Origin of the sequence: Streptomyces sp. NPDC055243 (assembly GCF_044544025.1) — a bacterium.
Classification (GTDB): domain Bacteria; phylum Actinomycetota; class Actinomycetes; order Streptomycetales; family Streptomycetaceae; genus Streptomyces.
Map to the genome: position 1 here is coordinate 275,562 of NZ_JBITWR010000008.1, position 21,413 is coordinate 296,974.

The following is a 21,413-nucleotide window of genomic DNA, read 5'->3' on the forward strand; positions in this document are numbered from 1 at the left end:
CCACGCCTGCCCTGATCCACCCGTTCCGCCTGTCCCCCTGCCCCCCCTGTCCCGCCTGTTCCACCCGAGTCCGGAAGACCGCACAAGGAGAAGCCCCGCGATGAGCCACTACAAGTCGCATCTCAGGGACGTGGAGTTCAACCTCTTCGAGGTCCTCGGCCGCGCACAGGCCTACGGGCACGGCGCCTTTTCGGGCACCACGCCCGAGACCGCCCGCGACCTCCTGGTCGAGGTGGAGCGCCTGGCCGTCCACGAACTCGCCGACTCCGCCGTCGAGGCGGACCGCACCCCGCCGACGTACGACCCCGAGAACCGCACGGTGACACTGCCGGAGTCCTTCAAGAAGGCCTGCGCCCGCTGGGCCGATTCCGGCATGCACCTGATCGACCTGCCCGAGTCCCTCGGCGGGGCGGGGGTGCCGCCGTCGCTGCGCTGGGCCGTCGCCGAGCTGGTACTGGGGGCCAATCCGGCCCTGTACATGTACCAGTCGACCGTCGGCTTCGCGAAGATGCTCGACCGCCTCGGCACACCGGAGCAGCGCAGGCTGGCGCGGGTGCTCGTCGAGCGCGCCTGGGGCGCGACGATGGTGCTCACCGAGCCGGAGGCGGGCAGCGACGTGGGGGCCTGCCGGACCAGGGCGATCCCCCAGGCGGACGGCAGCTGGCACATCGAGGGCGTCAAACGGTTCATCACCTCGGGCGAGCACGACCTGTCCGAGAACATCCTGCACTTCGTCCTGGCCCGGCCCGAGGGCCACGGCCCCGGCACCAAGGGGCTCTCCCTCTTCCTGGTCCCGAAGTACCACGTGATCGACCAGGGGACCGGTGAACTGGGGGCCCGCAACGGCGTGTTCGCCACCGCGCTGGAAGACAAGATGGGCCTGAAGGCGTCCGCCACCTGCGAGCTCACCTTCGGCGCCGAGAGCCCCGCGGTCGGCGAGCTGCTGGGCGAGCAGCACGACGGCATCCGGCAGATGTTCCTCATCATCGAACAGGCCCGGATGATCATCGGAACCAAGTCGATGGCGACGCTCTCCACCGGCTTCCTCAACGCCCTGGAGTACGCCAAGATCCGCACTCAGGGCGCTGATCTGACCGCTCTCGCCGACAAGTCCGCTCCCCGGGTGCCCATCCTGCGCCACCCCGACGTGCGCCGCTCACTGCTTCTGCAGAAGGCGTACGCGGAAGGGCTGCGCGCCCTTGTCCTGCACACGGCCACCGTGCAGGACCGGATCGCCGAGGCCGAGGCGGCGGGCACCCGCGACGACGCGGCACACGCCCTCAACGACCTGCTGCTGCCCATCGTCAAGGGCTACGGCTCCGAGAAGGCCTGCGAGCAGCTGGGGCACGCCCTCCAAACGCTCGGCGGCGCGGGGTACACGCAGGACTTCCCGCTGGAGCAGTACATCCGCGACACCCGGATTGACACCCTGTACGAGGGCACCACCGCGATCCAGGGCATGGACTTCTTCTTCCGCAAGATCGCCAGGGATCAGGGCACAGCGCTGGCCGCGCTGATCGCCGAGGTGGACAAGACCGCGGCGGACGCGCCGGAGAGCGGCGAACTCGCCGACGCGCACGCGCTGCTTGGCCGGTCCGCGGCCCACCTCCAGGCGATGGCGACCGGCCTGGGCGGGCACCTGCTCACCTCGCTCGAGGACCCCGCGGCCATCTACCAGGTGGGGCGCGGGACGACCCGCCTGCTGTTGGCGGCCGGCGACGTCCTGGTGGCCTGGCTGCTGCTGCGGCAGGCGGGCGTGGCGGCCCGGCGCCTCGAGGACCCCGCGGCCGGGACACGCCGGGCCCAACGCTCCTTCTACCAGGGGAAGGTGGCCACAGCGGTGTTCTTCGCCCAGGAGGTGCTCCCGCTGGTCGCGGCCCAGCGGGAGATCGCCGACCGCGAGGACCGTGTGCTCATGACCCTGGACGAGGACGCCTGGTAGGCCGGGGCGGACGCCCGGGAGGCGGCAGACCGGCTCGGCGGGTCCGTCAGGTGCTCGCGCGCCGCCGCCCCACGCCGGCTTCCCCGGCCACCTCGCGGATGACGTCGAGGAGGGGCGCGCGGTTCTCGCGGAAGTAGAAGTGCCCGCCGGGCAGGACGCGTTGACGGATGATGCGGTCCAGGTGCCGGGCCCAGCCCGCGCTCTCACCGACGAGCCGCTCCTGCTCCCCCGTGCCGCACAGCAGGGTCGCCGGAACCTCCAGCGGGGGCTCGGACTGGTGGACGTACGTCTCGAAGACGCTGATGTCGGCGCGGAGCGGGCCAAGGACCAGCCGGCGCAGCCGCGCGTGCGCGTGCACCTGCTCGGGCAGCGGGCCCCAGCGCCCCTCGGCCGCCGTGATCAGGTCCTCGTCGGAGAGGGTGTGCAGCGAGCCGGCCGATCCTCCGGTGCCGAACGTGTGCGGGGCGGGGCAGGAGGACAGGATCAGATGCTCGGGCAGTTCGCGTCCCGCGCGGCGCAGCGCCCGTGTCGTCTCGTACGCCAGCAGGCCGCCGAAGCTGTGACCGAGCAGCATGTAGGGCGCGGTGAACACGGACTGGGCAATCAGGTCGGCGACGAGGGGGCCGATCGCGGTGTGCGCGGGCTCCGCGCGGCGCGCCGAGCGGCCGGGCAGCTGCACGCCCCACAGTTGAACCTCCGTCAGTTCCTCGCTCCACAGCAGATATTCGGCGCTGGAGCCGCCCGCGTGCGCGAAGACGTAGACATTCAGCGGCGCTTCGGGGCGCTCACGGCGGCGGACCAGCCAACGCGACGGCCGTGTACGGGGATCCATGAGTGCCTCGGGGCGGTGAGGGGCGACGACGGCCACTGACCGGGCCGTCTCGAAATCATAGGCAGGCTGACGCGAAGGCGACTTCTACGTCATGGGGCCAAGGTCGCCTTCGACGACCGCCTGGATGATCTGGGGCCGCCCCCACAGGGCCAGGAGTTCATTGGCCATGCCCACGGTGGACGGCGGGTCCGGACAGCCGTGCACCTTCACGAGGGCGGCGGACAAGCTGCGCGGGACGGCTCCCGCGTCCAGGAGGACGCGCCAATCCTCCGGGCCGAGCGCCAGGAACTCCAGCGTGCCCAGTTCGGCGATCTCCAGAGGATCGGCGAGCGTGCCGGGGTAGGCGGCCAGGGTCCGCAGACGGGGCAGCTCGGTGACGGGGGCGAGACTGAGCGGCTCGGCCTCCCATACGCCGATGGACAAGACCTCCAGGGCGGGGTGTGCGGCGGCCTCGATGCTCGGCAGGCGGCGGCTGTTGACGTGGGCCACGGCCGGAGGCCGGTCCGCGCCCGATCCCTGACGCCGCCCGCCGGGCCGGTCCAACACCAGGTCGGTGAGCGAGGCGGCGACCAGAGCGGCGCCGACGTTCTCCTCGTGGCTGAGCATGATGATCTGCCCGACGTGTCCGCACGGGCCGGGGGTCAGATCGACCGCGAGCCGGTCGCCACCGCCGTTGTCCCCGAAGGCGATCCAGCCGGGCGAGCCGACCAGGCCCTGCACCGCGGCGTCGGGCGGGGTGACGGCCGCTTCCATCGCCGCGAACTCCCAACGGCTGGGCCGCGAGGACGCGTTGGCGACGTACAGGTCCTCCAGGGCGAAGAGCTCGCCGCCGACGGCCATGCAGGCACGTTCCGCGGCATCGTCGTCATCATCCCGGTCCTCCGCCCGCAGCCGGGTCACCCGGTAGAGCGCCTTGAGCTCCTCCGGCAAGGGGACACCCAGGCGCGCTTCCGCGGCGGCGATCTCCGCCTCCGTCGCACCGATGGCGTCGGGCAGCCGCTCACGCAGCGTGCGCTCCAGCAACGCCGGATCCGCCGAAGGCGCCCGCACCGCGCCGGGCACCGGATCGGGAAGACGGCGCCAGGGCTGGGGAACGGCCCCCTCGACCAGGAGCAGCGCGCCCGGGTGCGGGGTGTCGGTGCCCGACTCCACGGCAGGGCTCGCCCCGCACAGACGGAGCCAACTCGCCCCGTCCGGCGACATCTTCGCCGTGAACCGGACCTCGTCGACACCGGCGTGCGCGAGCGCTCGACGCACCCGCTCCACCGCCGCCTTCTCGTCCCGCGTGTCCTCGACCTGGCCGTCCTGACCGGGCGCCGGCACCCTGCGCTTCAGGGGCAGATTCCAGCTCTCCCGGCCGATCCGCCCTCCCACGCGGACGGCCTTGTCAGCCTGCTCGGTGGCGCGGCTGTCCCGCAGCAGTCGCAGCACGGGCTCCCAGGTCGCGAAGTCGTGCACCGAGGGCGAGGAAGAGTCTCGATCAACCATGCGCAGACCGTACGCGGAGCCACTGACACCGCAGCCGGCCGAGCCTCGCCGACCACGGGCCGGCGAGGCTGCGCGGTGCGGTCGACTACCGCTGGCGAACGGGCCGTACGACGATCTCGTTGACGTCGACGTCGGCCGGCTGCGCCAGGGCGTAGGACACCGCGCCCGCGATGGCGTCGGCCCCGATCACGTGGGCCCGATAGGTGCGCATCGCCTCGGCGGCACCGGCCTCGGTGATGGTGCCGGCGAGTTCGGACTCGACCACGCCGGGCGAGACGGTCGTGACCCGGATCGACGGGTCGGACTCCTGGCGCAGGCCCTCGGTGATCGCCCAGGCCGCGTGCTTCGTGCCGCTGTAGACGGCGCTGGTGGGGACGACCTCGTGGGCGCCGACGCTGGCGACCGTGACGAAGTGCCCCGCGCCCTGCGCGGCGAACACGGGCAGGGCCGCGGCGATCGTGTGCAGCAGGCCGCGGACGTTCACGTCGATCATCCGGTCCCACTCGTCGACGAGCAGGGAGTCCAGCCGCGACAGGGGCATGACGCCCGCGTTTCCGACAACGACGTCGACGCGGCCGTGGCGCTCGCGAGCGGCTTGGACGAAGGCCGCGACGTCCGCCCGCTCCGTCACGTCCAGCTGTACGGGATGCAGGCTGCCGCCCGAGTGGGCGGCGGCCTCGGCCGTGTCGTCCGCCAGTGCCTTCAGGCGGTCGGTGCGGCGCGCACCGGCCACCACGTGGTGTCCCTCTGCCACGAGTCGTGCGGCGATCGCCGCGCCGATGCCGCTGCTGGCGCCGGTGACGAGGACGACCTTGCGGTCGACCTGCACGGCGTTTTCCGGGTGTTGTTGTGTCGGGTGCTGCTGTGCCGGGTGCTGCTGTGCCGGGTGCTGGTGTGCCGGGTGCTGGTGTGTGGTCATGCCTTTGAGGCTGGCCCGCCGTGAGCGCCCGTGGGAGAGGCGGCGTTCTCCTGGGTGCGGCGCACCCAGGAACCGCGGCGGCCCTCGATCTAGCATGACGGCATGGCCCGCACAGAGCTCGGCACCTACCTCAGCGCCCGGCGCGCCCACGTCACCCCGGCCGAGGTGAACCTCCCCTCCACGGGGCACCGCCGGGTGGAGGGACTGCGGCGCGAGGAGGTGGCCCTGCTCGCCGGGGTCAGCGCCGACTACTACGTACGCCTGGAGCAGGGCCGGGAGCGCTCGCCCTCCGCGCAGGTGCTCGACGCCCTGGCCGCCGCCCTGCGCCTGGACGAGGACGGCCGCCTGCACCTGTTCCGGCTCGCCGGCGTCGGTCCGCGCACCAGGGCCTCTGCCGTGCCCGACCGGGTCGAGCCGAGCCTGCTTGCGCTCATGGACGCCTGGCCGCACAACCCGGCCGTCGTCTACAACCGCGCGTACGACGTCCTGGCCTCCAACACGATCGCCGACGCGCTCTTCCACGGCTGGGCGCACTCGCGCAACCTCCTGCACGTCCTGTTCACCGACCCCGCGGCCCGCGCCTTCTACCGCGACTGGCACGACGTCGCGCGCAACTCCGTGGCCGGCTTCCGGCTGGGGCACGGCGCGGCGCCCGACGACCCACGGGTGCGGCAGGTGCTCGGCGAACTCCTAGAGCAGAGCGCAGAGTTCGCCGACCTGTGGGCCCGCCACGACGCCCGCGGCAAGGCCCTGGAACGCAAGCGCTTCGAGCACCGCGAGGTCGGCCCGCTGACGCTGACCATGCAGACCTTCGACGTCCGCGCGGCCCCGGGCCAGGAACTCGTCGTCTACCACGCCGAGCCGGCCTCACCCAGCAGCGAGGCACTCGCGCTCCTCGGCTCACTGGCCGCGACGGCGCGACGGGAGCCCTGAGCCGACTCCGTGGCGGTGCGGGCCGGTCAGCGGGGATCGGGCCGGGCGTCAGCGGCGATCGGCCGGGCGGGAAGAGAGCGCGGCATCAGTGCCGTCCTGCTTGGCATTCGGATGGGCCGCATCCACAAGGTGCGGCACGGCGGGTTCGGGCAGCGTGCGGAACAGCAGCCAGCTCAGTGCGGGCATCAGGGCCAAGGGCGCCAGGGCGGTCCGCAGGGAGGTCGCGTCGGCCAAGCCGCCGATGAGGGGGCTCACCAGACCGCCGATGCTGACGGTCAGACCCAGCGTGATCCCGCTGGCGGTGCCCATGCGGGAGGGCAGATAGTCCTGCCCGAGCGTGACCTGAAGCGAGAACGGGACGTACAGACCGGCCGAGGTCAGCGCCACGAACAGATACATCGCCGGGCCGGGTACGAACACCACACCCGCCACCCACCCGACCGAGAGCAGGTACGACCAGCGCGCGACGGTGACCCGGTCCCAGCGGTTCGCCAACGCGCCCCCCAGCACGGAGCCGACCGCGCCGCCGAGGTAGAGCACGAACAGCGCGGCGGTACCCGCCGCCGTACTGCCGCCCATGCGCTCCGTGGCGTACAGCGAGATGAACGTGCTCAAGCCGATGAAGACGATCGACCGGCACACCACGGCCAGCGAGAGCCGCACGAACGACGCCCTGTCGTCGCCGCCTCCGACCGGCACCGCCGCACGGGCCCCGGCAGCCCGCTGCCGCTCCAGGGCCCGCAGCACGGGCAGGCACAACACGGCACCGACGAGCGCCGGCAGTACCAGCAGTGGCGTCAGGCGCAGGCCCCCCGTGGCGACCACGGCGGTGACCACGAGCGGGGCCACCGCGAAGCCGAGGTTGCCGCCGAGCGAGAACCAGGCCATCCCGCTGTGGCTGCCCCGGCCGGCAAGGCGGGCCACCCGTGCGGACTCGGGGTGATAGGCGGCCACGCCCACCCCGGACACCGCCACGAACACGAGGGTCAGCGCATAGGAGCCGCTCACCCCGCTGAGCGCGATGCCCACGCCGCCCAGCACTGTGCTGACCGGCAACAGCCACGGCATCGCCCAGCGGTCGGTGAGGACGCCGAACACCGGTTGCGCCACCGACGACAACAGGGAGGCGGCGAGCACGATGCCCGACACGGCGGCGTAGCTGTAGGCGCGCTCGGCGACGAAGAACGGCACCAGGGACGCCACGGCGCCCTGGTACAGGTCGACGCAGGCGTGCCCGGCGGACAACAGGGTGATGGATCGATTCCTTCGCACCCCGTCATGGTCGACGCCGGGGACCATGACGCACTTCCGATAATCTGCCAGACAATGACGAACATCCGCCATCAGCCGGTCGCCCCGACCCGCACCCAGTCACTGGCACCCGGCGCCGCGATCGACACCCACCGCCACGACGACCACCAGATCGTCTACGCGGGTCGCGGCGTGCTGGCCGTCACCACCGACGCCGGTTCCTGGGTCGCTCCCGGCACCCGCGCCATCTGGATCCCTGCCGGTACGGTGCACGCCCATCAGGCCCACGGCGAACTGGAACTGCACCTGGTGGGCCTGCCGACGGCAGACAACCCGCTCGCCCTGGAGACACCGACGGTGCTCTCGGTGGGCCCGTTGCTGCGCGAACTGATCGTCGCCTACACACGCTCCCCGGAGGACGACAGCCCCGAACGGGCCCGCCTGCGCGCGGTGTTGCTCGACCAACTGCGGGCCTCGCCCCAGGAGCCCTTGCACCTGCCCACACCGACCGCACCCCTGCTGCGGACGCTGTGCGCCATCCTGAGCGCCGACCCGTCGGACAACCGCACCCTGAGCGAACTGGGCCGCGAGGCAGGGGCGAGCACCCGCACCCTGTCCCGCCTGTTCCACACCAACCTAGGCATGACGTTCCCGCAGTGGCGCACCCAACTACGCCTCCACCACGCACTGGTCCTGCTGGCCCAGAACACCCCCGTCACGGCGGTGGCACACCAATGCGGCTGGTCCTCGGCCAGCGCCTTCATCGACACGTTCCGCCGCACCTTCGGCCACACCCCAGGCACGTGGACACACACGTCCCGGTGATCCTCGGCCCCCGAAGCCATCCCTCCGCCGCGTGTAAAGCCATCCCAGTTCCACCTGAAGCAGTCAGGCGGCTACGTCAGGACCAACCACCGTCGGCCGTCGATGAGTTCTCGGGCCGCGTCGAGATGGCCGGCGTGGCACGCGGTTTCGGTGATGACGTGCAGCAGGACGTCCCGGAAGGTGTGCAGGTGTGGTTCGCCGAAGAGGTGCTGGGGCCACCAGGCCAGCGGCGTGTCCGCGGCCGTAGCGGCGATGACGGTGTCCGCGAGGCGCGTCTCCGTGCGATACCGGTCCAGGACATCGGCCACGGGAACGTCCTGCCCCACCTGCCACGCGTCGTCGACCTCGTCCAGAGCCTTGATGACTTCCTCGTCGCCGACCGTCACCGCACGGAACCAGAACCGCTCGACGTCGAGGGCGAGGTGCTGGACCAGCCCCAGGCAGCACCACCCGGAGGGCAGTACGGGCCGCCGCAAGGCTTCCGCGTCCAGCCCGTCGAGTATGCCGAGGACGTGGCGGCGCTGCCCGTCCAGGAACGACAGGAGAGCCCGGACCTCAGGGTCCGAAGTCCCACTCACTTGGCGATCTCCCAGATGTGGCCGCCGGGATCGCGGAAGCTGGCGGTCCTGATCCCCCAGGGCCGGTCCAACGGTCCGTTCAGCAACTTCACGCCACGGGCGCCGAGTTCCTCGCACATCGCGTCCACGTCGTCGACGGGGAGGGTGAGCTGGAGGCGTGAGCCGGCGTCGGGCGCGGCGACCCGCGCCGGATCGATCAGTTCTTGTGCGGCTGTGGTCTTCAGCAGATTGATGAGGGTGCCCCCGAAGCCGAACACGGCGGAGTTGCCGTCCTCGAACATCACCGGCAGCCCGAAGACCTCGCGATAGAACTGCTTCGTGGCCTCCAGATCCTCGACGAACAAGGTGATGGCACTGATGCCGGTGGGCCACGCGGGATCGCTCGTCGTATCGGTCACACGACAGAGGATCTACGGGTGAGCAGCCCTTGCATAGGGGTTGCTGATCAGGCTTCTCGCAAAAGGACTTGGCCGAACCGGCAGGAACCCGGCCTAAGGGGCCGGTCCAGGGACCCGGTCAAAGAATCCGTACCTCGGCCTCGGGGAGCTTTGCCCACCAGTGGTGGTAGCGGCTGTAGACCGACGCTTCGCGCTCGTCGAGGAGCGCTGTCAGGGACTTGGCCTCCTCGGCAAGTCCGTCCCAGGTGGCGGGTGCCAGAGGGTGGAAGGCCGTGGCCTCGATGCCGTCCTCCATCTGACGCCACACGCCGGCGACATGACCGTCCACCAGCAAGGTGGGCAGTACGTCGCCGTTGCGCCGGATCACCCATGGTCGGTAGGCCGGAGGTATCACCCGGCTGCGGTCGGCGTAGGCCAGCAGAGTGCTGTCCCACATGGCCATGAGCCGCGGCGGGGCGGGGGTTTCCGCAGGCGGCCGGGACGAGCCAGGGAGGTCGAACAGCACCACCCCGTCCGGGCCCTGTAGCTGCTCAACGGTGTCCCCCAGGGCAAGGAGCGCCGCACGGACGGGAGTCCTCTGCACCATGGCGAACTGCGCCACGTCCGCGACCGACGCAGGCCCGAACCCCGCCAGATAGCGCAGGATCAGGGTCCTCAGCGCCTGGGGGTCCGCCGCTCGCCCTCCTGGCACAGGTTGCACAGGCAGCCCAGGGCCACTTGGGGCGGCGACGAAGGACGGCCGCAGGCCGAAGGACCAGGGCGCGTCCGTCGGGGCGTGGTGCAACGGCGCGTACCCCTTCAGCCCCCACCACGCCCCGTCCTTCTTCTCGGCGCCGAGCCGCTCTTCCACCCATGCCTGCATCTGTGCCGAAGTCCGCGGCTCGCGCGCGAAGTCCAGGAGCTCCGGCACCAGTTCCTCGGCATCCGAAGGACTCAGTCCCGCGGCGGCGAAGCGGAAACCGAGCCGGGAGGCATGAAGAGTGGGCTGCATCGCCGCGCGAAAGACGGGATAGTCCTCGGCGTGCACGGCATGCAGCGTGATCCGCATCAGTGTCGCCTTGACCACCGAGCGGTCGGCAAAAGCGGCATCAAGCCCGGCCGGAGTGAACCCGGCGAGCCGGTTCCACAGAGCGAGGTACGGCGAGGCCGGGTGCTGCGCCTGGAGCGCGACCACGCGCCGCACTCCGTCCTGGACGGTCAATGACTGACGCTCCAGCAGTAGTTGGCGACTGAGGGTCGCCCGGTTGAGTTCACGCGCGCTGATCATCACAGTCCAGGATTCTGCCCTCCCCCGCGCTCCTTGGACCTCGTATTGGACCCTGTCCGCAACTGACCGAGCCCTGGACGAGTCCAGGAGGCAGCTCGTATGGACGTGGTCGGGGACAACTCGCTTGTCCAGCAACGGCTGTCAGTGCCGTGGGCTACCTTGCGGTCCAACCAGGATCAGGTGCCGTACAGGCCATGCGTGGAGAACGAGGTACGCCCCGTGAGGAGATGCGCTGTATGTAGGGCGGACATCAGTCACCGACACGGACTTGCGAAGTACTGCTCCGACACATGTGCCCTGGAAGCGCGCCGCCCCGCCATGCTCATCTGCGAGGAGTGCGCGGCCTCGTTCGTTCGGCCGAACCGCCCTGGTGCCCCTCCCCGCTACTGCTCCGAGGAACACAGGGCCACCGCGGCAGCCCGCAGGGCCAGGTCCCATCACGAGGCCCGTATGGAAGAGATTCGCTTGCTGCGGGGGGACAGGAGGTGCGAGGTCTGTGGGGCTGACATCAACCACCGCCGTCCCCGCGCGAGGTACTGCGGCGGGCAGTGCCGCTATGACGCCCAGGGGCATGTTCCGCAGCAGCCGCCCGTGTCACGCGAGGAGCGACTGCTCAGGCGGCGTGAGAGGAGGGCCGCCGCGCGGCCGGTGTCGATCACTCTCCAGTGCGAGCGCTGCGGGGCCCCCTTCGATGTGCCCGGCGACAAGCCTGGGCGCAAGCCGCAGCGCTGCCCGTCATGCCGGGATCTCGACAAGGCGCAGGTGCGCTCGGGGCCTCATGCCTGCAAGGGCTGTGGCCTGACCGTTCCGGCCGAGCGAGGCGCTCTCGCTCTCTACTGCTCCGTCGACTGCCAGGTCGCCAGGAACAACCGGGCACAGGCCGAGCGGCGCAAGATCGAGCGTGCGGAGGCAAAACGAGAACGGGAGTGCGCGGTCTGCGGTCAGCCGATCGAGATGCGGGAGCACGGTCTCCGCAAGTACTGCGGTCATGGCTGCTGGTATCGCGCCAACTACGTGCCCAGACCGAAGGCTGACGGCTGCGCGTGGTGCGGTGGCTCGATGGCCCACCGCCGGGGTGACGCCAAGTTCTGCGGGCAGTCCTGCCATTTGAAGGCCCAGTACAAGCGCAAGGTCGGTACCGCTCTTCGTTCACGTCCGTGCGGTTACTGCGGACACAGAATGCCGCTCAGCTCGGCCCTTCGCGTCTACTGCTCGGGCCGCTGCTCCCGCCGCGCCTACTTCGAGGCGAACCCGGAAAGGGTGCGGGCCGCCAAGCGTCGCGGGAACCACCAGCGCCGGGCGATGCTCGCCCGTGCCAAGCGGTACAGCGTGAGCGACCGAGATCTCGCACGGCTGTGGGGCCGGTACGAGGGCAGTTGTGCCTACTGCGGCGAGAGGTCCCCGTCCCTGCATCAGGAGCACGTCGTCCCGATCTCCCGGGGCGGAGTCGACGGCATCGGAAACCTGGTCCCGGCCTGCCCCGACTGCAACCTGTCGAAAGGCGACCGGACCGTCATGGAGTGGCGCCTCGGAAAGAAGTCCCCCCGCTACGGCACCCGGCCCGACCGCCGAGGCCCGGCTCGCCTTGCGACCAGCACGCACCACTAAGCCGAAGCCGACCTCTACGGCACCAACCCAGCCAGGTCCCAGACGCGTATCACGCCGTCCTCACCCGCGCTCACAGCCACTTCGCGGCCACGCAGCACGGCGGTCCGTACCACCGCGACGTTGCCCCGGTGGCCGAGGAGAGGAGCGCCGACTACCGCGCCCTTGCCCAGGTCCCAGACGCGTACGGTCGCGTCCGTGCCCCCGGTCACCGCGAAGGGGCGATCATCGACCATGGTCGTGTCCAGGGCGGAAATGCCGCCCTCGTGACCGGTGATCGGACCGTACAGCGGCTCACCGACCTCACCGTCCTCACCGTCCTCGTCGCCATCGTCGCCCGGCAGCCCCCATACGTACAGCTCTCCCGGGTCCACGTCCGCCGCCGCGACCACCACCGGACGATCGGCGATCCGCGACAGGCCGATCGCTGAGATCCCGCCGTGGTCCGGGTAGAACGACGCCAGCATCTCGTTCCGCGTCAGGTCCCACACCCCCACATCGCTGCCGCCCGCCGCGACCAGGGTGCGGCCACTGACCAGTGCGGCGGCGATCGTGCAGATGCCGTGTATGTCACTGTCCGGCAGCTGCACCGGGGGCGCGTCCGGGGACGCTCCCCACACCAGGACTCCGGCGTCGAACGAACCGGTCACGAACCGCGGCCGCTCTTCCCCCCTCACGGTGGTCATGGCCCCGACGTAGGGGTCCTCGTACATCGCCCCCCGCAGCAGCTCGCCGCTGTCCAAGTCCCACAGGGCGCAGCCCTGTTCATGACCGCCGGCCGCCAGCAGCACGCGCCCGCCGGAGACGGCCGCGGTCACCGATTCCAGCTCGTTGTCAGCATCGGGATACTTGGCGGCGAGCGGATCTTCGGCGAAGCCATACGCCAAGGGCCGCTTCTGCCACACGTCCCGCAGCGGATCCCAGGTCCACACGACATCGTTGCGATCGGCGCAGACCACCAGCGGCCCGCCGCCCACCTGAACCACCGAGACATCGATGATCAGGGACGAGGACGGTATGTCGCTGCTCACCAGCAGCGGTGCGTCAGACATGCGGTGAGGGTAGTCCCCAGCACTGACATCGCTGTCGCACCGGGAGCGTCCACCTGTTCAGATCCGCGGGTGGAGCGCCCGAGCGCCCCCGCGGACCCTTACCGCAGGGCAGCGGAGACGACGGGGTCAAAGCGCCGCGATCTCCCTGAAGAGACGCATCCACTGTGCCGTACTGCCATCGCCCACCGACCTGCCCAAACTGAGGGCCAACGTGTCACGCAGGCGCGGCCAGCCGCCACGAGGCGCGCTCGGTCGGATCGGCGACGTAGAAGGAGTCAGCCGCCATGCGCACCCTCGATCTTCTCGAAGACCAGGTGGCTCCAGCTCACTCCGTCGCGGCCCAGCCGGTCCTCTCCGCCTCCGCGCAGCAGCAGCCGCAGGCCCTGCTCCTCGGCCTGCCGCACCGTCTCCGCCGCGGGTACGTCGAACATCCGCCTGTCCTGGGGCGGCGAGCCGTGCCGAAGCGTCACCGCCAGTCGGCCGCCGTCCGCCAGCAGGCCGCTCAGGCGTGACATGGCCTCGGTCCGCTCCCCGGCGTCCAGATGCATCCACACGGCGGAGAGCAGGATCAGGTCGAACTTCCCCGTCAGCCCGGCCAGCGCCGGCAGCGCGTCCGCCACCCACGTGATCGGCTCGGGGTGCAGCCGCGCCGCCGCCTGCCGCATCTCCCGCACCGGCTCGACAGCCACCACCTGATGTCCGAGCCGGGCCAGGGCCGCGGCGTCCCGGCCCGTCCCCGCCCCGATGTCCACAGCCCTCGCAGGCGGTATCGGCAGCAGATGCAGAATCTCCGCGTGCACGCTTTCGAAGGTCAACTCCTCGTACCGCTCGGCCAAGGCGTCGGCCCACTCCGCGTAATACCGCTGCACCCCTGGCGCGAGCACCGCGGAGCGGTCGGTGCCTGAGCCGCCGTCAACTACCTCTTCCATGCTCCGCACGATACGACGCCCCACTGACATCACCGGGCCCCGGAGACGCGCGCGGTGATCAGCTGAGTACGCGTACCCACCCGGTGCCGGGTATCCGCGCCCATCCGCCGCGCTCCCCCACCGGCATACCGTCCTCACATGCCCCAGGAGAACGTCCCGACCAGTACCGCCACCGCCCAGGGCGCGCCCACGACCGCGTCCACCGGCTCCGCCCCTTCCCTCCTCGGGCGCCTCGGATTCAGCGGCTGCGCCGCGCTCGTCGTCCTCGTTCTGGTCGCCCTGGTCGTCCCGCTCGCTCTGCGCTCCGAGGGGTCGACGGACTTTCCCCGTGTCGCGCCCGAGGACATGGCCGACCGTGCCTTCCAGCGTTCGGAAGATGCCTATGACGTCCTGGGGTTCACCCGCAGCGTCAAGCCGGGATTCGAGGAGATCGGCGTCAGCACCGAGAACACGTTCGGCTCCGGACTCTGCTACGACGGAGGCCCGCTGGGGATGGAGGACGAGACCGTCGACGGCGCCTACTCGGCGAACCACAGTTGGGCGCTGGACCACGTGCCCGCGGATCGGGCCCAATCCGGTCTGCGCCGGCTGCACCAGCACCTGAAGGACGACGGCTGGACGGTGTCGTCCTACCGCGAGGGCGCCAAGGGCAAGGACTGGGACCTGTTCGTCCAGCGGGACGACGGCGACGAGCGGATGTCCTTCACCTGGTACGCGGACCGGGAGTACTTCACCGGCGGCGCCAGCGTCCCCTGCGCCTACGACCCCGCCTGGAAGACGGGCGACGCCGCCCCTTCCGCGGACGCTCAGTGGCCACCCACCCTCAGCCCGTCGCGCTGACGGCTCCCTGGGTCAAGGCCGGTTGTCCCGTTTCGCTGCGGTCGTCGCCTGTGTCCCGGCGAGCTCGTCGAAGAGCAGGGCACAGTCGCCGATCTGCCCCGTGCGGTAGGCCACGCGTGCCACCAGGTGCGCGGCGACGGGGCTGGTCAGGAGTTGGAAGAAGACGACCAGGGCGAGCGTGCCCAGGTCGGCCCACGAGCGCAGCCGCAGCGCGACGCCCGCGGTGAGCAGGAGGATGCCGAGCGTCTGCGGGTTGGTGGCGGCGCTGCTGCGGGCGAGGACGTCGGGCAGGCGCAGCAGGCCGATGACGCCGGTCAGGCAGACCAGGGCGCCGACGAGCAGCAGGGCCGCGCCGCCGATGTCGGCCACGTGGTTCCAGGTGGTCACGGGCCCTCCTTGGTCGGGACGGTCGGGGCGGTCGGAACGGGCGGCGCGGGCGGGGCGGGCGGCAGGGTGGGGCGGTCGCGTACGGCGATGAAGCGGGCGATGCCCACCGAGCTGGTGAAGCCGAGGAAGGCGATCACCAACATGATCGACAGGTAGTAGCGCGTCCGGGTGGAGGCCGCCTGCACCCCGATCCCCGCCACGATCAGCGCGGCCGCGACATCGACGCCCACCGCGCGGTCGAGCATGGACGGGCCGCGCCAGATACGGATCAGCAGGAGTGCGCCCGCGAGCAGGATCACCGCCAGGGCGGCGTCGAGCAGGAGGTCGTCCACATCGGTCACGGCCGGGGATCCTTTCGTGCGGGAGGAGCAGGAGGCGTGGGAGGAGCGGGAGGTTCGGGTCCGGGGTCCACCGCTACGCGCGTGATCTCGTCACGGGTGCCGAAGGCCCGCACGACCAAGGCCTCCAGACGCCACACGTCCCGGCGGGTACGGCGCACCATGTCGCGGTCGTCGGCGTCGGACATGTGCAGGTACAAGGTGGCGGTGGCGCCGTTGACCTCGACCAGCGCGCCGCCCGGCACGCAGGAGGTGGCGACGGCGGTCGCCGCGATCATCAGGTCGGTGCGGCAGCGAAGTTGGACGGCGATCACCGCGGCGGGGCGTCTGCGGCCGGTCAGGGCCTGGCGGGTCACCGTGGCGCTGGAGACCACCATGTCGTACGCCATGTAGCCGGCAAGGCGCACGATGCCCAGCGGACGCAGGCGCAGGGCGAGGTCGACGGCGGGCAGCGGGAAGACGAGGCACAGGGCGACGGCGACGACGATGCCGCTGATCAGGTTGCCCCAGGTCGGGCCCGACCACAGCAGCATCCAGATCACCGTGAGCCAGGCGATCAGAGACAGGTCAAGGCGGCGGCGCGGGCGGTGCGCGGTGTCGGGGGAACTCACGGGCCGAGCACCGCCGTGATGTAGGGGGCCCGCGCCAGGAGTTCGGCGGCCGAGCGGTCGGCCAGACCGGCCAGGGGCGTGGCGAGGACGGTGTAGGAGAGGCTGAGCAGCACCGCACCGACGGTCGCGCCGATCATCACGCGCGGCACGCGGGCCGTGGTGCGCACGCATGCGGTGGCGGGGACGGCCACCGCGCCGCCGTTCCCGACTCTCACGCCTCCTTCGGCCCCCGCGGAATCCTCGCTGTCCTCGATGTCCTCGGCGTCCTCCAACACGGTTCCTTCCAGGGGGAGTTGGGAGGGGGCGGCCCGCCAGAAGGCCAGGTTCCACACCTTGGCCATCACGTACAGCGTCAGGAGGCTGGCGACGGCGCAGGCGCCGAGCAGCACGTACGCGTCGGTGCCGCCGTCCGCCGCGCCCGCCCGCATCAGCCCCAGCTTGCCGAGGAAGCCGGACAGCGGCGGGATCCCGGCGAGGTTCATGGCGGGCACGAACCACAGCGCGGCCAGCAGGGGCGCGGTGCGCGCAGCGCCGCCCAGACGGGTCAACTCGGTGGTGCCGTAGCGACGTTCGAGCAGCCCGGCCCCCAGGAACAGCGTCGTCTGTACGGTGATGTGGTGCGCCGTGTAGACGATGGCGCCGCCGATGCCGCCCCGGCTGCCGAGCGCGAGTCCGAAGAGCATGAAGCCGATGTGGCTGACGAGCGTGAAGGACAGCAGCCGTTTGAGGTCGGTCTGGGCCACCGCGCCGAGGATGCCGATCAGCAGGGACGCGAAGGCGATCGCCATCAGCAGGGTGGAGAGCCGGTTGCCGGGGAACAGCAGGGTCTCGGCGCGCAGTATCGAGTACACGCCGACCTTGGTGAGCAGCCCGGCGAAGACGGCCGTGACGGGGGCGGGGGCGGTCGGATAGGAGTCGGGCAGCCAGGCGGCCACCGGGAAGGCCGCGGCCTTGACGCCGAACACGGTCAGCAGCAGCGCCTCGATCAGTGTCCGTACGCCCAGGGGCAGTTCGGCCAGGCGGACGGCGAGCTGAGCGAAGTTGGCGGTGCCGCACGCCGCGTAGGCGACCGCGATGCCGGCGAGGAACACCAGCGACGAGACGAGGGAGACGACGACGTACGTCGAACCGGCCCGCAGGCGCGGTTCGGTGCCGCCCACCGTGAGCAGCACGAAGCTGGCCATCAGCATGATCTCGAAGCCGACGTAGAGGTTCACCAGGTCGCCGGCGAGGAAGGTGAGCGAGACCCCGGAGACCAGCACCAGGTAGGCGGGGTGGAAGACGGCGATCGGGGCGCGTTCCTCGCGGTCGACCATGTCCTGGCCCAGCGCGTAGATCAGGACGATGAGGGTGACGGCGCCGGAGACGGTCAGCATCAGCGCGGAGAGCCGGTCGGCGACCAGCGTCACCCCCAGCGGCGGGGCGAAGTCGCCGAGGTGGACGACCAGGGGGCCGCCGCGGTCGGATTCGACGAGAAGGATGATGTCGACGGCGAGGACGGCGGCCAGGACGCCGATGCCGATCAGCCGGTGCAGCATGCGCAGCCGGGGCCCGATGAACAGGCTCAGGCCGCACGCGGTCAGCGGCAGTACGACGGGCAGCGGGACGAGGGCGTTCACCGGGGGGCGTTCTCCTGCCGTACGGGGCTTGGCGGTGGGGGCGGGTCCGCGCCGAGGATGTCGTCCCACAGATCGCCGGTGGCATCCCGGGCGCGGGCCTGGAAGGCGCGGTCGGCGCGCAGCCGCCGGCGCTGCTCGCGGCGTTCGTCGCGCCAGGCACGCGGCCCCTCGCCGCGGTGCAGCTCGCGCAGCTCGGCACGCTCCTCGGCGATCTCCGCGCGCAGGACGACGCGCCGGTCCTCCACGTCGTCGGGCACGAAGTCCGAGCCGGTCAGCTGGCTGCTGCGGTAGACCATCGCGAGCACGAACGCCGTGGTGGCCAGGGTGATGACGACGGCCGTCAGCACGATGGCCTGGGGCAGCGGGTCGGTGACCCGCGCGGATGCGACGCCCGGGTACAGCAGCGGCGGCACCCCGGCCCGGCCGGTGGTGGCCAGGACGAACAGATTGACGCCGTTGCCGCAGACGATGACCCCGATGAGCACCCGGGTCAGGCTGCGGGTGTGGATGAGGACGCCGCCGACAGCGGTCAGGACGACGGCGCAGACCAGCAGGGTCAGGCTGAGGGTCACCGCTCCCCCTCTCCGGCGAGCGCCAGTCCGGCCCGGTGTTCCGTCTGCTGGTCGATCTTCGAGCCGAGGGCGCGGACCATGTCGAGGACGACGCCCAGGACCAGCAGGTACACCCCCAGGTCGAACAGGACGGCGGTGCCCATGTGCCAGTCGCCGATCAGCGGCAGATGCCCGTGCCACGTCCAGGCGTGCAGCACCGTCCCGTCGGCCAGGCCGGCGAGCGCGACGCCCGTCGACAGGGCCAGGCCGAGGCCGGTGAAGAAGCCGGGGTGGACCGGGGCGGCGGCCTCCAACTCGTGGCGTCCGCCCGCAAGGTAACGGATCATCAGGGCGACGCCCGCGACGAGTCCGCCGACGAACCCGCCGCCCGGCAGGTTCTCCGCGCACAGCAGCAGATACACCGACAGCATCAGGATCGGGTGGAAGACCAGGCGGGCGATCACTTCGAAGACGACCGAGCGGTGCTGGGGCGCGAGTGTGTCACCGGCCATCAGCCAGCTGCGCTCCGGCGCGGTCTGCCGGTACTTGAGCGGCACCTGGATGGCGGGCGCCGCGAGCGACCAGGCCGTCACCCCGCCGGGCAGCGCGCGCGGCGCACCGGGGGTCGGCCCCTGTCTGCGGTGGACGTACAGCAGGCTCGTCACGCCCAGGACGGCGACCGCGAGGACGGCCGACTCGCCCATCGTGTCCCAGGCGCGGAAGTCCACCAGAATCGCCGCCACGACGTCCTTGAGGCCGTGGTGCGCGGTCTCCTCGGTCATGGCGGCCCCGGCCGGCGCCGCCGTCCGCGCTCCCGCCGCCAGCCACACCGCGCAGGCGACCACGACGCTGCTGGCGAACGCGAGCAGCAGACTGGCCACGCTGCGCCACGACCGCGCCGTCTGCCCGAAGTGCACCGGCAGTCTCCGCAGCACCAGGACCAGGACCACGGTCGAGACGGTCTCCACGCCGAACTGCGTCAGCGCCAGGTCCGGGGCGCCCTGGACGACGTACAACAGCGCTGTGCCGTACCCCGTCAGGCCCGCGAGCACGGCCGCCTTCATGCGGCGCTGCACCACCAGGCACATCAGGGCGCACGCACAGGTCAGCGCGGCGACCGCCGCCTGCCACGGCGAATCCCAGACGCGCGGGGCGGGAACACCGCGCCAGGGCCGGTCCACGACCAGGACCGCGAGAAGCCCGGCGAGCATGACGCCCAGAATCGTGGCCACGTACGCGGGCAGCGAGCCCTTCTGGACCGCGCCCGTCACCTGTAGCGCCGTCCGCTCCACACCCAGCACGATCCGCCCGAAGCCTTCGTCCGCCTTCGGCCACGCCAGGCGCCGCCCCAGCCGCACCACCGCGTCCCGGCCCGCGAACAGCGCCACACCGCCCGCCCAGGCCAGCGCGGAGAGCCAGAGCGCGGGCCCGAACCCGTGCCACAGCGCCAGGTGATAGGGGTGGTCCGGGGCGGGGTAGCTCGCCGCGTACGCCTCGAAGAGAGGTGCCACCCAGCCGATGCCGGGGCCCAGCAGCAGACAGGCGGCGGCAAGCAGCGCGGGCGGCGCGAGGAAGGCGGGGCCCACGCGGTGTACGGCACTGTCGGCGAGCCCGGGCTTGCGGGCGAACGCGCCCCACAGGAAACGCAGCGTGTACGCGGTGGTGAGCGCGGAGCCGACCACGATCAGGGCGAGCACCCACCGCTCGGCGACGCTGCCGTGCCACAGCGCCTCGAACGCGGCCTCCTTCGCCACGAATCCCAGCAGCGGCACCAGCGCGACCATCGACGCGCCCGCGAGGCCGGCGACCGCGGCCACCCAGGGCAGCGCCCGCCCCACCCCGGACAGCCGTCGCAGATCACGCGTCCCCGCCGCGTGATCGACGATGCCGGTCACCAGGAACAGCGGCGCCTTGAACAGCGCGTGCCCCAGGATCATCGCGATGGCGGCGAGCGCGGTGTTGTACGTGCCGTCCCCCGCGAGCACGATCAGGAAGCCGAGTTGGCTGACGGTGCCGTACGCGAGCACGAGCTTGAGGTCGTTCAGGCGCAGCGCCCGCCAGCCGCCCAGCAGCATCGTCGCCGTGCCCAGCGCGAGGAGCACCGGCCGCCACGGCGCGACGTCCGCGAACGCGGGGGCCAGGCGCGCCACCAGGTACACGCCCGCCTTCACCATGGCCGCCGCGTGCAGATAGGCGCTGACCGGGGTGGGCGCGGCCATCGCGTTCGGCAGCCACAGACTCAGCGGCCAGATCGCCGACTTGGCGAGCGCCCCGGCCAGGATCAGCACCAGCGCCACCGACAGCGTGCCGCTCGCCGCGGGCGGCGACTCAAGGATCCGCGAGATGCGGTAGGTGCCCGCCGTGTGACCCAGCATCAGGAACCCGACGAACATGGCCAGTCCGCCCACCGAGGTGACCGTCAGCGCCTGGAGCGCGGAGCGGCGGCTGGCCCGCTGCTCGCTGTCGTACCCGATCAGGAGGAAGGACAGGACGGTCGTCAGTTCCCAGAACAGGTACAGGATCATCAGGTCGTCGGCGAGGACGAGCCCCAGCATCGCTCCGGCGAAGGCCAGTAGATTCCCGCCGAAGGAGCCCAACTGCCGTGTCCCCTGCGCGAAGTAGCGCACGCAGTACAGCAGCACGAGCGCACCGATCCCGGCGGCGAGCAGCACCATCACCAGCGCCAGCGCGTCGAGCCGGAACGCCACCTCGACGTCGTACGCCTCGATCCACGTCCACGCCTCGCTGCGCGCTCCGCCGCCCGTGACCGTGCCCCACTGGCCAAGCGCCCAGGCGAGCGCGGCCGCGGGCGGCAGCGCGAGTGCGACGAAGGCGCGCGGCCCGACGCGGCGGACGAGCGGGGCGGCGCAGAGCGCGACGACGAAGTGGGCCAGGACCAACACGGTCATGGGTCATGCATATCGGCAAGTAAGCGACATATAGGGTGGGCGCGCCGAGAAGCCGAGAAGCGGGGCGGGCGGCGAGAAGCACTGCGGCGCCGCGCGATCCCCGGGCTACGGCTTGCCTACGTCCTGCCTACGTCCTGCC

The 21,413-nt window shown here is 71.5% G+C and carries 20 protein-coding genes; 5 read left to right on the forward strand and 15 right to left on the reverse strand.

Annotated elements, in window-relative coordinates:
* Nucleotides 1-100: 100 nt before the first annotated feature.
* Entirely contained in the window at nucleotides 101-1,942 is a 1,842-nt protein-coding gene (locus tag ACIGXX_RS24415) for an acyl-CoA dehydrogenase (RefSeq protein WP_399978726.1), read from the forward strand.
* A 46-nt stretch (nucleotides 1,943-1,988) separates the two neighbouring features.
* Here ACIGXX_RS24415 and ACIGXX_RS24420 read toward each other — a convergent pair whose 3' ends face one another.
* The 3 genes from ACIGXX_RS24420 to ACIGXX_RS24430 form a co-directional block, all read right to left on the reverse strand.
* Nucleotides 1,989-2,774 (reverse strand): alpha/beta fold hydrolase, encoded by a 786-nt coding sequence (locus tag ACIGXX_RS24420; protein ID WP_351166092.1) that lies wholly within the window; start codon nucleotides 2,772-2,774, stop codon nucleotides 1,989-1,991.
* Between the two features lie 84 nt (nucleotides 2,775-2,858).
* Nucleotides 2,859-4,262, reverse strand: a complete 1,404-nt coding sequence (locus tag ACIGXX_RS24425; RefSeq protein WP_351166090.1) for an SMI1/KNR4 family protein — start codon at nucleotides 4,260-4,262, stop codon at nucleotides 2,859-2,861.
* Nucleotides 4,263-4,347: 85 nt separating this feature from the next.
* A complete protein-coding gene (locus tag ACIGXX_RS24430; RefSeq protein WP_399978730.1) occupies nucleotides 4,348-5,181 on the reverse strand; it encodes an SDR family oxidoreductase in 834 nt (277 codons plus the stop codon).
* 102 nt (nucleotides 5,182-5,283) lie between these two features.
* On the opposite strand from ACIGXX_RS24430, the gene ACIGXX_RS24435 reads away from it, so the two are divergent.
* The gene (locus tag ACIGXX_RS24435; RefSeq protein ID WP_351166086.1) at nucleotides 5,284-6,114 is read left to right on the forward strand and encodes a helix-turn-helix transcriptional regulator; all 831 of its coding nucleotides are present in this window, start codon (nucleotides 5,284-5,286) and stop codon (nucleotides 6,112-6,114) included.
* 48 nt (nucleotides 6,115-6,162) lie between these two features.
* On the opposite strand, the gene ACIGXX_RS24440 is transcribed toward ACIGXX_RS24435, so the two are convergent.
* Nucleotides 6,163-7,386, reverse strand: coding sequence for an MFS transporter (locus tag ACIGXX_RS24440; RefSeq protein ID WP_351166084.1), 1,224 nt, complete (start codon nucleotides 7,384-7,386; stop codon nucleotides 6,163-6,165).
* 54 nt (nucleotides 7,387-7,440) lie between these two features.
* Here ACIGXX_RS24440 and ACIGXX_RS24445 point away from each other — a divergent pair, with 54 nt between their 5' ends.
* Nucleotides 7,441-8,190 (forward strand): helix-turn-helix transcriptional regulator, encoded by a 750-nt coding sequence (locus tag ACIGXX_RS24445; RefSeq protein WP_351166082.1) that lies wholly within the window; start codon nucleotides 7,441-7,443, stop codon nucleotides 8,188-8,190.
* 71 nt (nucleotides 8,191-8,261) lie between these two features.
* Here ACIGXX_RS24445 and ACIGXX_RS24450 read toward each other — a convergent pair whose 3' ends face one another.
* From ACIGXX_RS24450 to ACIGXX_RS24460, 3 genes are all read right to left on the reverse strand, one after another.
* The gene (locus ACIGXX_RS24450) at nucleotides 8,262-8,768 is read right to left on the reverse strand and encodes a DinB family protein (RefSeq protein ID WP_399978735.1); all 507 of its coding nucleotides are present in this window, start codon (nucleotides 8,766-8,768) and stop codon (nucleotides 8,262-8,264) included.
* Nucleotides 8,765-9,166 (reverse strand): VOC family protein, encoded by a 402-nt coding sequence (locus tag ACIGXX_RS24455; RefSeq protein ID WP_399978738.1) that lies wholly within the window; start codon nucleotides 9,164-9,166, stop codon nucleotides 8,765-8,767. Before ACIGXX_RS24455 ends, ACIGXX_RS24450 begins: the two co-directional genes overlap by 4 nt.
* A 118-nt stretch (nucleotides 9,167-9,284) precedes the next feature.
* Nucleotides 9,285-10,433: a winged helix DNA-binding domain-containing protein gene (locus ACIGXX_RS24460; protein ID WP_399978741.1), complete on the reverse strand. Its 1,149-nt coding sequence runs from the start codon at nucleotides 10,431-10,433 to the stop codon at nucleotides 9,285-9,287.
* A gap of 648 nt (nucleotides 10,434-11,081) precedes the next feature.
* On the opposite strand from ACIGXX_RS24460, the gene ACIGXX_RS24465 reads away from it, so the two are divergent.
* A complete protein-coding gene (locus tag ACIGXX_RS24465; protein ID WP_351166076.1) occupies nucleotides 11,082-12,041 on the forward strand; it encodes an HNH endonuclease in 960 nt (319 codons plus the stop codon).
* Between the two features lie 14 nt (nucleotides 12,042-12,055).
* Here ACIGXX_RS24465 and ACIGXX_RS24470 read toward each other — a convergent pair whose 3' ends face one another.
* Both ACIGXX_RS24470 and ACIGXX_RS24475 read right to left on the reverse strand, forming a co-directional pair.
* Nucleotides 12,056-13,090 (reverse strand): WD40 repeat domain-containing protein, encoded by a 1,035-nt coding sequence (locus ACIGXX_RS24470; RefSeq protein WP_399978745.1) that lies wholly within the window; start codon nucleotides 13,088-13,090, stop codon nucleotides 12,056-12,058.
* Between the two features lie 275 nt (nucleotides 13,091-13,365).
* Complete coding sequence (locus ACIGXX_RS24475) at nucleotides 13,366-14,019, reverse strand: class I SAM-dependent methyltransferase (RefSeq protein WP_399978748.1); 654 nt, start codon at nucleotides 14,017-14,019, stop codon at nucleotides 13,366-13,368.
* A 138-nt stretch (nucleotides 14,020-14,157) separates the two neighbouring features.
* On the opposite strand from ACIGXX_RS24475, the gene ACIGXX_RS24480 reads away from it, so the two are divergent.
* Entirely contained in the window at nucleotides 14,158-14,859 is a 702-nt protein-coding gene (locus ACIGXX_RS24480; RefSeq protein ID WP_366461765.1) for a hypothetical protein, read from the forward strand.
* A gap of 12 nt (nucleotides 14,860-14,871) precedes the next feature.
* Here the strand turns inward: ACIGXX_RS24480 and mnhG are convergent, their stop codons facing one another.
* The 6 genes from mnhG to ACIGXX_RS24510 are packed head-to-tail and all read right to left on the reverse strand — an operon-like array spanning nucleotide 14,872 to nucleotide 21,274.
* Nucleotides 14,872-15,246, reverse strand: a complete 375-nt coding sequence (gene mnhG, locus ACIGXX_RS24485) for a monovalent cation/H(+) antiporter subunit G (protein ID WP_366461766.1) — start codon at nucleotides 15,244-15,246, stop codon at nucleotides 14,872-14,874.
* Nucleotides 15,243-15,587: a monovalent cation/H+ antiporter complex subunit F gene (locus ACIGXX_RS24490; RefSeq protein WP_399978752.1), complete on the reverse strand. Its 345-nt coding sequence runs from the start codon at nucleotides 15,585-15,587 to the stop codon at nucleotides 15,243-15,245. The genes mnhG and ACIGXX_RS24490 overlap by 4 nt, the downstream gene beginning before the upstream one ends.
* A complete protein-coding gene (locus tag ACIGXX_RS24495; RefSeq protein ID WP_361465827.1) occupies nucleotides 15,584-16,195 on the reverse strand; it encodes a Na+/H+ antiporter subunit E in 612 nt (203 codons plus the stop codon). Before ACIGXX_RS24495 ends, ACIGXX_RS24490 begins: the two co-directional genes overlap by 4 nt.
* The gene (locus ACIGXX_RS24500) at nucleotides 16,192-17,814 is read right to left on the reverse strand and encodes a Na+/H+ antiporter subunit D (RefSeq protein ID WP_399978756.1); all 1,623 of its coding nucleotides are present in this window, start codon (nucleotides 17,812-17,814) and stop codon (nucleotides 16,192-16,194) included. Before ACIGXX_RS24500 ends, ACIGXX_RS24495 begins: the two co-directional genes overlap by 4 nt.
* On the reverse strand, nucleotides 17,811-18,386 hold the full coding sequence (locus tag ACIGXX_RS24505; protein WP_351166060.1) for a Na(+)/H(+) antiporter subunit C: 576 nt from the start codon (nucleotides 18,384-18,386) through the stop codon (nucleotides 17,811-17,813). The genes ACIGXX_RS24500 and ACIGXX_RS24505 overlap by 4 nt, the downstream gene beginning before the upstream one ends.
* Nucleotides 18,383-21,274 carry a Na+/H+ antiporter subunit A gene (locus ACIGXX_RS24510; RefSeq protein WP_399978760.1) on the reverse strand — a complete coding sequence of 964 codons (2,892 nt, stop codon included), beginning with the start codon at nucleotides 21,272-21,274 and terminating at the stop codon, nucleotides 18,383-18,385. Before ACIGXX_RS24510 ends, ACIGXX_RS24505 begins: the two co-directional genes overlap by 4 nt.
* Nucleotides 21,275-21,413 lie beyond the last annotated feature (139 nt).

Bases quoted from the DNA above. Each gene is read 5' to 3' on its own strand.
- ACIGXX_RS24415 (WP_399978726.1), top strand. From the start codon at position 101: ATGAGCCACTACAAGTCGCATCTCAGGGACGTGGAGTTCAACCTCTTC.
- ACIGXX_RS24420 (WP_351166092.1), bottom strand. From the start codon at position 2,774: ATGGATCCCCGTACACGGCCGTCGCGTTGGCTGGTCCGCCGCCGTGAG.
- ACIGXX_RS24425 (WP_351166090.1), bottom strand. From the start codon at position 4,262: ATGGTTGATCGAGACTCTTCCTCGCCCTCGGTGCACGACTTCGCGACC.
- ACIGXX_RS24430 (WP_399978730.1), bottom strand. From the start codon at position 5,181: ATGACCACACACCAGCACCCGGCACACCAGCACCCGGCACAGCAGCAC.
- ACIGXX_RS24435 (WP_351166086.1), top strand. From the start codon at position 5,284: ATGGCCCGCACAGAGCTCGGCACCTACCTCAGCGCCCGGCGCGCCCAC.
- ACIGXX_RS24445 (WP_351166082.1), top strand. From the start codon at position 7,441: ATGACGAACATCCGCCATCAGCCGGTCGCCCCGACCCGCACCCAGTCA.
- ACIGXX_RS24460 (WP_399978741.1), bottom strand. From the start codon at position 10,433: ATGATCAGCGCGCGTGAACTCAACCGGGCGACCCTCAGTCGCCAACTA.
- ACIGXX_RS24470 (WP_399978745.1), bottom strand. From the start codon at position 13,090: ATGTCTGACGCACCGCTGCTGGTGAGCAGCGACATACCGTCCTCGTCC.
- ACIGXX_RS24475 (WP_399978748.1), bottom strand. From the start codon at position 14,019: ATGGAAGAGGTAGTTGACGGCGGCTCAGGCACCGACCGCTCCGCGGTG.
- ACIGXX_RS24480 (WP_366461765.1), top strand. From the start codon at position 14,158: ATGCCCCAGGAGAACGTCCCGACCAGTACCGCCACCGCCCAGGGCGCG.
- ACIGXX_RS24510 (WP_399978760.1), bottom strand. From the start codon at position 21,274: ATGACCGTGTTGGTCCTGGCCCACTTCGTCGTCGCGCTCTGCGCCGCC.